Annotated in this window: 11 protein-coding genes; 1 reads left to right on the top strand and 10 read right to left on the bottom strand. The window is 44.8% G+C overall.

All coding sequences use genetic code 11. From position 1 onward, the window contains the following. Positions 1–101 precede the first annotated feature (101 nt). Positions 102–698 carry a TetR/AcrR family transcriptional regulator gene (locus tag WKT01_RS10050; protein WP_340312258.1) on the bottom strand — a complete coding sequence of 199 codons (597 nt, stop codon included), beginning with the start codon at positions 696–698 and terminating at the stop codon, positions 102–104. Positions 699–899: 201 nt separating this feature from the next. Here WKT01_RS10050 and WKT01_RS10055 point away from each other — a divergent pair, with 201 nt between their 5' ends. Further along, positions 900–1,784 (top strand): DegV family protein, encoded by an 885-nt coding sequence (locus WKT01_RS10055; RefSeq protein ID WP_059066716.1) that lies wholly within the window; start codon positions 900–902, stop codon positions 1,782–1,784. A gap of 23 nt (positions 1,785–1,807) precedes the next feature. Here WKT01_RS10055 and WKT01_RS10060 read toward each other — a convergent pair whose 3' ends face one another. The 9 genes from WKT01_RS10060 to WKT01_RS10100 all read right to left on the bottom strand — a co-directional run bounded on the left by WKT01_RS10060 (position 1,808) and on the right by WKT01_RS10100 (position 14,645). Then, on the bottom strand, positions 1,808–2,530 hold the full coding sequence (locus tag WKT01_RS10060; protein WP_340312261.1) for a J domain-containing protein: 723 nt from the start codon (positions 2,528–2,530) through the stop codon (positions 1,808–1,810). Between the two features lie 30 nt (positions 2,531–2,560). After that, the gene (locus WKT01_RS10065; protein WP_059066714.1) at positions 2,561–2,968 is read right to left on the bottom strand and encodes a hypothetical protein; all 408 of its coding nucleotides are present in this window, start codon (positions 2,966–2,968) and stop codon (positions 2,561–2,563) included. A gap of 219 nt (positions 2,969–3,187) precedes the next feature. Further along, entirely contained in the window at positions 3,188–5,839 is a 2,652-nt protein-coding gene (locus tag WKT01_RS10070; protein WP_117974911.1) for an AAA family ATPase, read from the bottom strand. Position 5,840: 1 nt separating this feature from the next. Next, positions 5,841–7,004 (bottom strand): exonuclease SbcCD subunit D, encoded by a 1,164-nt coding sequence (locus WKT01_RS10075; protein WP_059066712.1) that lies wholly within the window; start codon positions 7,002–7,004, stop codon positions 5,841–5,843. Further along, positions 7,001–8,704, bottom strand: a complete 1,704-nt coding sequence (locus WKT01_RS10080) for an ABC-ATPase domain-containing protein (protein WP_117974909.1) — start codon at positions 8,702–8,704, stop codon at positions 7,001–7,003. The genes WKT01_RS10075 and WKT01_RS10080 overlap by 4 nt, the downstream gene beginning before the upstream one ends. After that, positions 8,667–9,578, bottom strand: a complete 912-nt coding sequence (locus WKT01_RS10085; RefSeq protein ID WP_340312264.1) for a DMT family transporter — start codon at positions 9,576–9,578, stop codon at positions 8,667–8,669. The genes WKT01_RS10080 and WKT01_RS10085 overlap by 38 nt, the downstream gene beginning before the upstream one ends. A gap of 199 nt (positions 9,579–9,777) precedes the next feature. Continuing rightward, complete coding sequence (locus WKT01_RS10090; protein WP_340312266.1) at positions 9,778–11,007, bottom strand: hypothetical protein; 1,230 nt, start codon at positions 11,005–11,007, stop codon at positions 9,778–9,780. A gap of 87 nt (positions 11,008–11,094) precedes the next feature. Then, on the bottom strand, positions 11,095–12,513 hold the full coding sequence (locus tag WKT01_RS10095; protein ID WP_445299693.1) for an aspartate ammonia-lyase: 1,419 nt from the start codon (positions 12,511–12,513) through the stop codon (positions 11,095–11,097). 308 nt (positions 12,514–12,821) lie between these two features. Beyond that, complete coding sequence (locus WKT01_RS10100; protein ID WP_117974903.1) at positions 12,822–14,645, bottom strand: CocE/NonD family hydrolase; 1,824 nt, start codon at positions 14,643–14,645, stop codon at positions 12,822–12,824. Between the last annotated feature and the right edge of the window lie 11 nt (positions 14,646–14,656).

Consider the following 14,656-nt stretch of genomic DNA (forward strand, 5'->3'; position numbering starts at 1 on the left):
ATTTTGAAAAAATGCAGCACAAAGTACAGGTTTTTTATACCTTATCGAGCGAATCAGCCTGCCTGTAAGGCAGGCATTACGGGATGGCAGATGGATATATCCTATCTTTCTTTTTTCTTTACGACCACATCCGATTTTAATATATCCGCCAAGAGCGCTCTTGCTTCCTTCTTGATCTTTGTAAGAGGCGTATTTGCTTTATGACACTCATTGATAAATCCTAAAATCCCAAAACAAACAAAACCCGCTATTTTTCTAGGAGAATATTTCAATTCCAGATTTACTTTCTGAATTCTGCTCGTATGAAGCTCCACTGTATCCAATACGATATTGTAAAACGCAAAGGCAAGATAAGGATTTCTGTCCGGATTGGTATGCTGAAAGAATTCAAATTGATCATAATAGATGGAAAGAATGCTATCCAGCACATTGATATAGCCTATCACCAGATCCCGGGTTGGATTATTCTCTTCCTGTCTGCGATGATAATCTTCTGTACCTATTTTTGTCATATCCGCAAAAATCTCATCTACCAACGCATATTTATCACTGTAATGGGAATAAAAGGTAATACGGCTTATATCTGCCCGCTTGCACAACTCCGTTATCGAAATCTGTTCAAACGGAACCTCCGCCAAAAGTTCTACCAATGTCTCTTTTAAATTCTTTTTCGTCTTTCTGATGCGCCTGTCTTCCATTGTTTTACATATTCTCCAATCTGTATAATTAGCTTACATATTCAAATTATTGTTTCTTGTTATTAAATATATATTTTGCTATAATTTTAACACCTGTTAAAATAACATTCAACCTGTAAGATAAGATTAAACAGATATAGAAATCAGGCTGTTTCTCATGTAACTTACAATAATAAGATTTTGATCAAAGGAAGGTTCATTATGTCAAAAATCGCCATTATGACTGACAGCAACAGCGGAATTATGCCAATGGAAGGGATAGAACAAGAAATCCACGTTCTTCCTATGCCTATTTTAGTTGATGGACAGACATATTATGAGGGCCAGGATATCACTCCGGCACAATTCTATCAAAAACTTTCTGAAGGGGTATCTGTGACAACCTCGCAGCCTTCTCCCGGGGAACTCTTACAGATGTGGGATCGTCTGTTAGAATCTTATGACGAGATCGTCTTTATCCCTATGTCAAGCGGGCTGTCAAACTCCTGCCAAACGGCTTCTGTCCTCTCTCAAGAAGAACCTTATAATGGGAAAGTACATGTTGTAGATAATCACAGAATTTCTATCACGCAGGAACAATCTGTATATGACGCCAAAAGTTTGGCTGAAAAAGGCGCGTCCGGCAAAGAGATCAAAACGCTTTTAGAAAAGGAAAGTCTGGATGCAAGTATCTATATCGCCGTTGACACTCTTGAATATTTAAAAAAAGGGGGACGTATTACACCTGCCGCTGCTGCAATAGGCACTGTTTTGAATTTAAAGCCTGTACTCACTATACAAGGAGACAAGCTGGACGCCTGCTCCAAAACAAGAGGCATGAAAGCTGCATTTAAAACAATGTGTAAAGCTGTACAAAAGGATTTAGATACACGCTTTGCAGACTTAAAAAAACACGGTCTGCTGCAGGCCGGAATTGCCACCACACTGATGGACAAAGAAAAACTCACCTATTTCAAAGAGGAAATGCAGCAGCACTTTCCTGATATGAAATTAAAAACCGCTCCTCTCACCATGAGTATCGGCTGCCATACCGGTCCCGGAGCTGTTGGAATCGGTATCTTCCGTACACATATTCCAGAAAAATAAAAAAAGCAGGCTTTGCCCTGCTTTTATATATATCCGCCATAGCCGTTCCCATAACCTCCGCAGCACATGCCGCCACCTCCGCAGCATAGATTGCAAAGAAGGTTTGCCATGCACAACTTCACACAGCAGCTGCTGTCAAAAGACCCGGGATATCCGTACATAGATTGTCTCTGCTGGTACCATGCTCCGCCGCCTTTCAGTCGGTCAAGCAGCATCTGATACTGCATATTTCCAGGTTCTAAACGCACAGCCTCCTGGGCGTGTTCTATCGCAGTCACATTATTGCCAATCCCGGAATTTGCCGACGCACTGTAAAAATACCAAAGTGCGTTCTTTTCTTTAATCCCATTTAGTACGTTTAAAGCTTCTTTATAATGCCCGCTTTTAATATAATTTGCAGCGGCCCGAAGATGCATATCTGCTTCACTCTCATTGGCCTGCTGCCCGGAGAACCCTCCTTGTCCGCCGTATCCGCCGAATCCTCCATAACTTCCGTATCCGCCAAAACCTCCATAACCGCCTGTTCCATAACCATTGTCTGCGGAAGAGTACCCACGCTCCCGCTCATCCATGATCTGCTGGTATGCCTGCTGTACTTCCTTAAATTTCGCTTCCGCCTCATCTTTTAACGGATTATGGATATTTGCATCCGGATGGTATTGCCGGCTCAGCCTGCGGTATGCCTTCTTCACTTCTTCATCAGAGGCATCCCTGGCTATGCCCAAAACACTATATGGATCTCTCATTTTTTCTCCCTCTCATCTCAAGTACACTTTTTAGCTGTTCTTAATAAATGTGGTATTACATTTCGGACAGCGTATCTCGATCTTTCCCTTTCCTTTTGGAATACGGATCTTCTGCTTACAATTCGGACACTTATAAATATGATATATTTTTCTCTGTTTCCATATATTCTTCTGTCCTCTGAAAAAATTACGAATCTTTGCCGTCTTCGCCAAAAACATCTGATTCTCCCCATAGCGTTTCGTGACATTTCTGGAGAATATCCGGAAATAGCAGTAGATTACCAATACCCATCCCAGAATATACAATACGCCGCCTGCCGCTCCGTCTGCAAAAACAGCGGACACAAATACAACAACAAGTCCTGCTATAAGCAGAAACCTAGAAAAAGAATCTACGCCATACCTTCCTTGCATAAACCGTATCAATTTTTCTTTCATTTTCATCCATCCTTAATTTCCGTATAAAATTTGCATTCGGTCTTCCCACTGTCCGCAAGCGCATATAACACATATACCTATGCTCTTTCAAACGGGGCAAAGCCTTGTGTCATGAAGAATATTTTCCTCTGTTTTTACCCTAATGTCAAGAAATGCTTTCTAAAATTTTATGAAATTTTTGTGTCGAAAATTCGTCCGCATTTTAGACTTTTCAGTCTGTCACACATTCCAAGAGGCATGGCTGCCTGTTTCATCTTTTCTTATTTCCAGCTTCCATTCGATCTGTTCTTTCAGTTCACTGACATGCGAAATGATTCCCACAACGCCTCTTTCGCCTGCCAGTTCTTTTAATATCTGCACGGCACGCCCTCTCGCTTCCTCATCCAGAGAACCAAATCCTTCATCCACAAACATAGTATCCAGTGTAACTGCCCCTGCTGTATGCTGTACAATATCCGCAAGTCCCAACGCCATCGCAAGTGCCGCAAGAAAAGATTCACCGCCGGAGAGAGATTTTACATCCCGTACCGCATCGTTTACCAAATGGTATACATCCAGATCCAATCCTGCTTCTCCCTGACTTTTCAGATCTTTTAATTCCCGGCACTGAAGCAAAAATTCATTCCCCGTCATCTTCGCCAGACGCCTGTTCGCTGCCTGGATGATCTGCCGGAAAAACTGCCGCTGCACATATGTCTCAAAATCCAGTTTCGCACTTCCAAGAAGGGAACCATTTGCAGTACGGCTTAGATTTCCCAGCACTTCATATTCTTTTCTCAATGTCTGCAAAGATAGGAATAATGCTTGCAAGCGGACAAGCGCATTCTCATTTTTCTTTCGGCGTGCATATATATTTTTCATTTCTTTCTCCAGACGCTCGCCCGCATGCTCTGTTTCCCTAAGAGCCTCCTCCTGTTCTGTCACATCGACCCTTTCTTCGCCCTTTAATTGTTCTTCTAAAGTTTCAATTTTTGCCCTATAGGTCCTGACATCCATTTCATACTGCTGAACATGCTTGCTCTTTTCTTCCCAGGAAACAATCCATTTCTTTTCTTCTTCGTACGTTTCCCGGGATATATATTTCTGTCTCTCTAACTCTGCCTCATACGCACTTTCTTCTTCCGCCGCTCGTATCGTCAGCTCTTCTTTTAGCCTTATCTGCTCCTGTGTCTCTCCCTTTTTTTGCTCTCCCTGCCCTTTTAGCTGCTGCCAAGATTTCTCTGCCTGTTCTACAGCTTCCCGGCATCTTTTTTGTTCCTGCTTCAACTCTGTGAGACGGTTCTTGGTCGCTTCCTCGTCCTTTTCTTCTCCTAGCAGCGACTCTTCTGCTTCCAGACGGCTTTTCACTTCCTGAAATGCTTCATATATCTCCCGTCGTTTTTCCTCTGCCAGATCCCTTTCTTTTTTCGCCTGTTCCACTTGTTGCTGATCGGGCGCTTTCCCGAAAAGAACTGCCTTCTTAGGATGAGACAGGGAACCACATACAGGGCAAGGACTGCCTTCTTTTAACTGTGCCGCCAGCACGCCTGCCTGTTCTTTAAAAAACTGGCGATATACTCGATCATAATAGGCCGATTTTTCCTGGCATTTTTCCAAACAGTCTTCCATTTTATCTGCCTCTTGCCTGCATTGATCTTTTAGTTTCCTGATCCTTTCGTATCTAGGGAGAAGATCTGAAAGTCTTGCGATCTGTTCTGTCTGCTTTTTCTCCAGAGGATCGAACTGCCGACGCAGCCGCAGTGCTTCCTTGCCCAGTTCCTGTTCTTCTTTTTTCCATCTTTTCAGCCAGATCGTATTCTCCCGGATCTTCTCTTCTAAATTCTGCAGCTGCCGTACATCTTTGTTCCAGATTTCTTCTTTTTCTTGTACCTTCTTTGCGCGGGCGCCGCCTGCAGCCTGCTTTTTCCATTCTTCTATCTGCGCACTCTTTTCCTCCAGCTTAAGGAGCGCCTCTTTCTTGCCGGACAGCTGCGCAAACAATTGCTCTGTCTCCTTTTTCTTTTGCAGAAAAATCTGCAGTTCTGTCCGTTTCTGCTGTATCTTTCCTGCCTCTTCTTTTTTTAGTTCTTCTTGCTTTTTATCCCATGTACAGATTCTTTCCAGCAAATCAACTGCCGCCTGTTCATCCGGCAGTTTTTCTGCAAGAAGTACCTCCCATTTCTCCTGTATCTCAGAGACTTCACTAATCTCCCGTCCTGTCTCGGAACAAGGAAATTCCACCTGCTCCATCTCTCTTTTGCAGTTTCTCTCTCCTTCTTCCAGAGCTGTAAATTTCTGTCTGGCCTGTTCTTTTAATTCCTCCTGCATCTTTCTGTATACAGTCGTCTGAAACAGGCGGGAGAAAATCTGCTTCCTCTCTTTTGATCCTGCATGAAGAAGCTTTAAGAAATCCCCCTGTGCGATCATCGCCGTCTGTGTAAACTGTTCCGCGTCCATCCCTATGATCTCTTCTATTTTTTTGTCGATCTCCCTTTTTTTCCCCTGGAATTCTTCTCCTCCGGGCAAAAATAAAGCTACTTTCGCAGGCTCCTTTACAAGCCTGGACTGCCCGTCTGCCCGTTTTCTTTTGCCCGCACGGTAGTACTCCGGATTTCGGAGCACTGTATATTCCTGTCCTCTATAAGAAAAGACAAACTCCACATAGGTCGGCTCATTTTCCGACGCATACTGACTGCGCATCATCCCGCTCTCCCTGCTGCCTCCACTTGTCCTGTCATAAAGCGCATAGGTGATCCCGTCAAAAATCGTCGTCTTTCCTGCTCCGGTATCGCCTGCTATCAAAAATAATCCACCGGGGATCTGGGTAAAATCTATCGTCTCCTGCCCTGCATAAGAGCCAAATGCCGACAAGGTAAGTCTGACCGGCCGCATCTTATCTACCTCCTGCTGTTTCCGCTACTGTTTCTACTACTTTACGCTCTTCTTCAGATAATTCCCGTCCCTGCATTTCTCGGAAAAAATCTGCAAATACACATACGGGTGAACGCAAAATCACCTCTTCATTGTCAAATGCAAGCTTCTTTCTTATCCTGGCATTGTCAAGCCGTATCTCCAGAATGTGTGAAAACACTCTTTCCAACTGTTCTTTTGGTTTATACAGCTCTTTTTCATCCGTCAATGTAATGCTGACATAGTCTTCTATACAATCTTTTTCTTCTTTTTGCGCTGCTTCAAGAATCTCATCCAATTCTCCGCGGTATATGCGCACATCCCTTTTCGGATGTAATGGCAGCTTTTCTATCTTTACCGGCTGTCCTTTTTCTCCTAATTCCACCACATGGAGCGTCTTTTCATGTGACGCTTCACTAACCGAATACTTCAACAGTGTTCCGCAGTACCGGATATGTTCGTCTCCTACTGTCTGTGAACCATGAAGATGCCCCAACGCCACATAATCAAAGGCCTCTACAATATGGCTGTCCACATTGTCAATACCTCCTACTGAAAAAACCTCCGAATCACAGGTTACAGACTCCTGTCCTTTTCTTGTATAAAACTGGTGGGACACAAGAACATTTCTCCTGGAAAAGTCAATATGCTCCCTCTCTATCATCGCAAACACCGCCTCACTGTAAGTAGACAGTTCTTTTTCCGCAAACAGCTCTCTGACATATCCCGGTTTTAAAAATGGAAGCAGATAAAAATCTACTTCCCCAAATCCATCTATCAGACTCACCTTTTCCATATGCTCCCCTGGCTGCGCGGGAACCTGCCCCGCAATATAAATCTGCTGGTCTGCGAGGATCCTGCGGGCATAGTCAAGCCTCTTTGCCGAATCATGATTCCCGGAGATCAGCAAGACCGGCACTTTGGGACGCAGCGCCGCCAGTTCCGTCAAAAATGTATCAAAGATGGACACTGCCTCCGCAGACGGCGCCGCCTTGTCATAAATATCTCCTGAGATCACGACCGCGTCCGGACAGAGTTTTCCTGCATACTCCACAACCTCATTTAAAATATGCGTCTGGTCTTCTTTCAGAGAATACCCGTGGAGTGTCTTCCCAATATGCAGATCTGACAAATGAAAAAATCTCATACTTTCAGCCCCCTGTATCTATTGAAACAGGCAAATATTTCCTGTGCTCTCGGCATGGCCATCCCTGTAATACTGGAGCTATTTCCACACAAGCCTGCCAATGCATCCTTTTGTATCTTTTTCTCCAATTCTGCTACTACTTCCCGCATAGTTCTTTTCCCATCAAACAGATATTTCTGTGCATACCGCATACAGTACCCCAGCGCTGTCACCTGTTCACTGTCGGTGATCTGCTCTACATATCTTAGATCGATCGACTCCCGGTTTATCTGCACTGCCTCTTTTCCCAGCGTTTTCATCTTAATCCTCTCCTGCCCCTTCCATGCAGTGTTCGCTTTCGGGCATCTGGAGAACACTGGTACTTTCGCCTTTTCTTCCGGCACACTTAAGACCGGAAACTGCTCCGCTTCTTTTTTTGCTCTCTGCGTAATATCTTTTGGAATATAACGTTCCATCTGCACAATAGAGTCCGCGATATGAAAATATGCGCCGGAACTGCCTGCTACGATGATCGTCGAAATACCATATTCACTGTACAATTCCCGGATTCTCTCTATAAATGGTGTGATTGGTTCCATGTCACGATGGATCACTCTCTGCATAAGCTCATCTCGGATCATAAAATTCGTAGCGCTTGTATCTTCATCGATCAATAAAAGACGGCTCCCTGCCTCCATTGCTTCTACTACATTGGCCGCCTGCGAAGTACTGCCGCTGGCATCTTCTGTACAGAATCCCACGGTATCTTTCCCATTAGGCAGATCATTGATAAACATAGAAATATCTGTTTTCTCTATACTTCTGCCATCCTCCGCCCGTATTTTCGCAGCCGTGCTGTCGGTAATGACATACTCCCTTCCATCCCCTGCAATATGATCATACACTCCCAATTCAAGTGCTTTTAGAAGTGTAGATTTTCCATGGTAGCCGCCTCCTACGATAAGCGTGATCCCTTTTTTGATCCCCATTCCGATTATCGTTCCTTTGTGCGGCAGGTCAAAACTTACTTCCAGTTCTTTTGGAGACCGGAAAGCGATCCCATTCTTCATTGGTCTGTCAGAGACACCGGATTCCCTTGGCAGGATACTTCCATTGGCAATAAAAGCAATCAGCCCTCTTTTATCCAGCTGCTCTCGTATATACCGCTGATCCTCTGCCAGATCAGCAATTTCTTTAAGCCTGTCCTTGCGCAGATTCTTATAGTACAATGCTTTTTCTACGCAAACCGGAAGAAACTCGAACAAAATTTTGATCAATTCTCTTGCATTGATCGTTCTCCCATTTGCGGGAAATCCAATCTCCATGCGTACAGTCACATCTCCTGCCGTTCCGTCTATTTGACAGCAAGTACGTTCCAATATCTCCTGCCCTGGACGGCTTACAGAGATAAGACCGCTTTTCCCGGAACCTTTCGCCTTAAACGCAAACTGTCCGACCTGCCTTCCAAACTGCCTGATCAATTCATCCTGCAGCGCGATCCTCTGCCAATCTTTTTCATACAGCGCCTTTGGAAATGCTGCCATCCTTCCTTTCACAAACACACTGACCTTTGACGGCGACGCAAATGGATCTCCCTGTACATGATCAATAGATAATACATATCCCGGAAACTGGTATATCCCTTTTGTATCCTTATAAGCCGGATACCCTCTATGATCGATCTTATTTAATAGATTTCTTAAATCTGCCGCTGTCTGCATTTTTCTTTCTCCTTTCCGGCATCACTGTGATCAGGATACCCACACATATAACCAAACCGCCTGCAATAAAATTCCATGTCAACACTTCGTGCAGGATCAAAACTCCCAGCACCGCGGACGCCAGAGGCTGCATCGGATAAAACATAGAACAGGTGCTGGCATCCAAAAGCTGCAGGCCTTTATTCCAACAAGTATGCGCAACGGCCGTTCCAAATATCCCAAGATATATGCAGGCAAATGCCGCTTCCTTCGTAACCGTACTCTGAACAACGAACACGTTTTCCGCAGCAGCAGCCGGAATATTTAAGACCAGAGCAATGCACATGCCATATAATGCCGTCTGTACCGGATCATATTCCGATGAAATCTTACGTATAGCGATCGACGCCCCAGACCAGAACACCACAGAAAGCACAGAAAGTATCACACCCAACGTACTGATACCGCCGTCTCCTATTCCCAATATAATGTAAACGCCCACAAGGGAGATAAGAATACTTACTATATTCTTCTTCCGGATCTTTTCTTTTAATAAAATTGCTGCCAATATAGAAATCGTGATCGGATTCATTGCATTGATCAAAGAGGCGAGGGAACTGTTCAGCAAATTCGTACCTGCAAGCTGGCAGGCGATCGAGACAAAATATCCTACTGCCCCTACAACAAAAATATACTTCCAGTGTTCCTTCTTCACTGGTTTTCTACTGCCTTTTACTTTTAAAATAACGGCAAGACATATGACTGACACGAGATAGCGGCAAAGAGAAACCGTGATTGGTCCCATCTCTGCCAGGGCATATTTTGCTACTATGTAAATGCTTCCCCAACAAAAAAAGGTGATACATAAATATACATATCCTATTTTTCCTTTCATGTTAACTGTTTCCTTCTTTTTTCTCCATCCTGTTTCTTCATATCAGCGGCAGTCTCTTCTTCTGCGCCGATATGCTAAAGCTACTTTATCAATCATATACCTGTTTTTTTCTCTTTGCAAGTAAAAAACAGCTGCTCCAATCCAAACCGGGATCTTCCGGCCAGAAAGAAAACAGCTGTTTTCAGACTTCTTACTTTTTCTATAGAAACATAGCCATGACACTCACAAAAATGATCGATAATCCGTTGGATATCAGCATTGTACCAATCCCCAGAAGCGGCGCCGTCCGGCTCTTGATATATCCCGCCTCCGCTTCTGTCCTCGCCGCGCGCGCCGCCTGTTCTGTCAACAGCGCATTGACCGGAAAACCCATCATACAGTTCATAGTCAGGAGGATCCCCTGCTCCGGACGAAAATGAAAGACTCTTGCCCCCAATAAGCCGCAGAAAAGCAACATCAAGGAAGATATGAAAAACACCAGCAAAAGAGGCGGAAGAAACGCCAAAAGTTCCGACAGAGAATATCCCGCAAGTGTATTTGCCATCAATCCCATCAGACCAAGCAATAGAAGACCGTAAGAATCCGATTTGAACAAAGGCGCTTTATCTATAATTCCCAGACTGCCGAGGAGCAGTCCCAATAACAGCGCCGTCACATTTGGATTCAAATGCAGACCCGAGAGTACCGTCTGGTGCAAGAGATTATTGACAACCGTAACCACCATGATGATCGCCAGATAGTATGCCGTATTTTTGTATTTTCGCGGTATGCTGTCACAGAAAAGCTTTCTTTGGCGTTTTTCTTGTAAGGGCACTTGTTTTGCGTCAGGTACTTTTTTCCCGGCAGCACTTCCCTCTTGTGCTGCTATACTGTCAGCTGCCCTATATTCCAAAAGCAGCGCCTTCGTTTCCCGTTTGAGTGCCCAGGTCACCACCGGCACGGAAAAAATGCCCTGCAGCATAAAAATAAGCCAGGGAAATACGGACAAGGCAGGCGCCTTTTCCAGAACCAGTCTGGAAGCAATAGCGCAGGAAGCGCCGCCTCCGATCACAGACCCCGGAGCTGCAAGCGCAAACTCCTTTCCCAATACAGGCATAAGCACGACTCCGGACACCAAAACCATCACAAGCGCCGACGTCACGCACACAGCTGTCTCTTTCTTCCGCGCGGCAAGCATTTTCAGATCCACCATTGTCCCAGAATGTACGACCAGCACATTGTAAGCGATCGTTCCTACCGCGATCATATTTGCCGACAAGAGCATATCCCTTGGAAGTATGCCAGTTTCAAACCCCGTCATAAACAAGCTCCCATATATAAGGGGCATGGGAAGCAGAGATCTCGTCTTGCCCGCCACAGCAAAAGCCACAAACACGATCAAAAGAAATACAAGAAAACTTTTATCAAACGTCCATGTATAGTCTGCCATAAAAAACCACCGTCCCTTCTGTTTCTACTGTTAAGTATAAAGGAACGGTGACTTTTTTACTGTCATTCGTCTGACACAACGTCTATTCTATTTCTTTTTCAGCAAGAGCTCCCTTCCGGAAATACCGGGCTCCGTCATATTCTTCACATCCAATATGTCATTTAGCTCTGCTTCACTTAAAATCCCGTCTTTTAGCGTCAGTTCTCGGATGGAAATACCGGTCTTAAGCGCTTCCTTTGCTAAAGACGCCGCCTTTGCATATCCTATGTGCGGAGAAAGCGCAGTCACGATCCCCACACTGTTCTCTACCAGCTGTTTGCAGCGTTCTTTATTCGCAGTAATGCCTGACACACAATTATCTACGAATGTTTCCACTGCATAGGCAAGTGTGTCGATAGACTGGAACAGGCAATAGAACGTGATCGGTTCAAAAGCATTGAGTTCTAACTGTCCGGCTTCCGCAGCCATCGTGATGGTCATGTCGTTTCCAATGATATTAAAAGCAACCTGGTTGACAACCTCAGGGATGACCGGATTAACTTTCCCCGGCATGATCGAAGATCCATTTTGTTTAGCCGGAAGATTGATCTCCCCAAAGCCACAGCGTGGTCCGGAGGACATCAGACGGAAATCATTGGCTATTTTGGAAAGCGTTACCGCACACGCTTTTACTGCACCTGACACAGACACAAAAGGATCCAGATTCTGTGTCGCGTCGATCAGATCGTATGCCTGTACCAGATCCATCCCTGTGATCTCGGCAAGATTTGGTACGATCCTGCGCAGGTATTTTTCGTCTGCATTGATCCCTGTTCCGATCGCCGTTCCTCCCATATTCAATGTCTTCATCTCTTCCTGGGCTATCTCCATACGATTGATATCTCTGCGGATAGCAGCAGAATATGCCTTAAATTCCTGCCCTAAACGGATCGGCACTGCATCCTGCATCTGTGTCCGTCCCATCTTTATGATTCCGTCAAATTCTTCTGCCTTTTCGCAAAAAGCCTTATAAAGACGTTCTAATTCCTTTTTTGCGTTTTTCAGCAGCTTCAAAGATGTGATCTTTCCTGCTGTGGGAATAACATCATTCGTAGACTGCCCACAGTTTACATGATCATTTGGATGAACGATCGAATAATCGCCTTTCTCTCCGCCAAGCAGCTCGATCGCCCGATTTGCGATCACTTCGTTTGCATTCATATTGATCGATGTTCCCGCGCCTCCCTGGATAGGATCAACAATAAATTCATCATGTAATTTTCCTTCTATGATCTCATCGCACGCCTTCACGATCGCGTCAGCGATCTTTTTCTCCAGCAGCCCCACTTCACAGTTTGTGATCGCCGCCGCCTTTTTGATCTGCGCCAGGCTATTAATGATCTCCGGATGCATGGACAGTCCCGTGATCCTGAAATTCTCCGCCGCCCGCAGGGACTGCACCCCATAATATACATCTTCCGGTATTTCCTTTGTACCTATTGAATCCTTCTCTGTACGCCATTCCATTCCATTTTCTATCTTCTTTTCGACCATAACCTATCCTCTCCTGATTTTTCCCGGAATTACTGCCGGAATTGGTAATTTATTCTTTTCCTTACAGCCACATTATAGAACAGTCTATCTTTATAATCAATTACATATATTTATATAAATATTATAATCATATATTTATACAGCTGTATTTCTACATATTTAAAGGGATATCGGCTGATCTGTCTTTTACCTTCCTGACCAGTCAATATCCCTTTTCTTCTATCTTTTTTACATCTCTTTGCTATATCTTTTTACTTTATCTCTTACGCTTCCGCACTGTCCTATTCATCTTCTATTTCGATTTCATAGTCATCCTCAAACGGCTGTACCCATTTTTCTGAATCTGTGTATGGAACGAGCGGCAGCAGCAAATAAGACGGATGATTATTGTCACGATAGATCTTATAAGATGTCGTTGTATTTGTAGGAATGACATTCATATTTCCTACTTTTCCCGTCCAGGACTCTGTATGGCATGCATTCGGGCACTGACTTGTGATCTCCAGTTCCAGCCAATGTCCTGCCGGGATCACCATAGAAGTCGGATTCATCTCGATGACATATTCGCGGATCTCTCCCGGTGTAACCGGAATAGATACACTGTTATCGTGTACCGGGCGTCCGATCTGACTCTTTTCTTCATCCATTGGATGAGAAGCACGCAGAGCGCCGTAACGAAGAAGCGGCATTCTCGTACCGTCAGGCAGCACGTCAAACAAGCTGCATACAAAATTTGCATCTTCCGCGTCGATAGACGCCCACAAATGAAGTTCGATCGGTCCTGTGATTTCCTTTGCTTGTGGGAACCTAGAAGATTTATATATGATCTTATTGACCTCTGTGGAGATCGACGGCGGCAGATGGGTAAATCCATCCGGCGGCAGATCTTTATCCGGTTCTCTGTCCCAACGCAGACGGTTGAAGGAACGCAGATACATCTTCTTCCATTCTGTTCTTGCCAGAGGCCATTCGTCCTCATAACGTGTGCCGGCATTGAGAACACTGAATTTATATTTAGGTTCATCCATGATCCCTGTATCCACGCCTTTGAGCCAATGATCGTACCACCTCAAGCATTCTTCATTCAGTGCGCGGTACGGCAATTCCAGTCCATCATATCCTTCCAATACTCCCAGACGCTTCGGCACATCCAGTCGGTCGTCATTCATAGCTGAAAAGATCGGCGGACTCCATCTTCCAAGCGGTGACCATGCGCAGTGCAGATATACCGGTACCTTTACCTTATCATACATCTGATTTGCAGAACGCTGCTTCCAATACTCATCATCCAGCGGATGGAGCAGGTAGTCCAGATAGAATGTATGATATGTAGGCGGCCACGTGGTCAAGATCTTCGTAAAATAAGAATTGACCGCGATATCTGGATCTTTCAGACGTTCTTCCATCATCTCTTTTGTCTTTTCCTCACCATACATCTTCAGCGTCCACGGCACAGGCTTATTAGACGGACAAAGTTCCCAGTATATGCTCATGTAGGTAGAGGGAACACCTCCGTAATATCCATGCTGATAGTAATCGTCCACAAACGAGCACGGCATGATACATTTCAAATGTGGCGGCTGCTGTGCTGCCGCAAGAATTTGACAGATACCAAAGTAGGAGTAGCCGACCATGCCCACATTGCTGTCGCACCAGTCCTGTACTGCCGCCCATTCGATCAAGTCATAAATGTCTTTGTGTTCCTGCGGATTATAAACACCGTAGAATTCTCCTTCACTCTTGCCGATCCCTCTTGGATCCGGAATGATATATGCATATCCGCGTTTCACAAAATACTCTATATCTCCTGCCTCCAGGCTATGATCAAAAAGTAAAGACTCCGGCGGGATCGCTCCACGTTTGATCCCCTGCATTTCTTTACTGTAAGCCGACCAACTTACCAAAGCCGGAACCGGGCCTGCTCCTTTGGGCAGATATACATCTACGCAAAGGCGGACTCCGTCTCTAAGTGTCATCCACACGTCAGAATGTACTTCCACTTCATACTTTGGACGAGAGAGCTTATCAAGATTCTTCACGTATCTTTTGTCCCAATAATTAGGCAGCGTATCAATGCCCAGAACTTCTGTCAATCTTTTTTTCATTTACGTTTACC

The organism is Mediterraneibacter sp. ICN-202921, assembly GCF_037890075.1.
Classification (GTDB): Bacteria; Bacillota; Clostridia; order Lachnospirales; family Lachnospiraceae; genus Mediterraneibacter; species Mediterraneibacter massiliensis.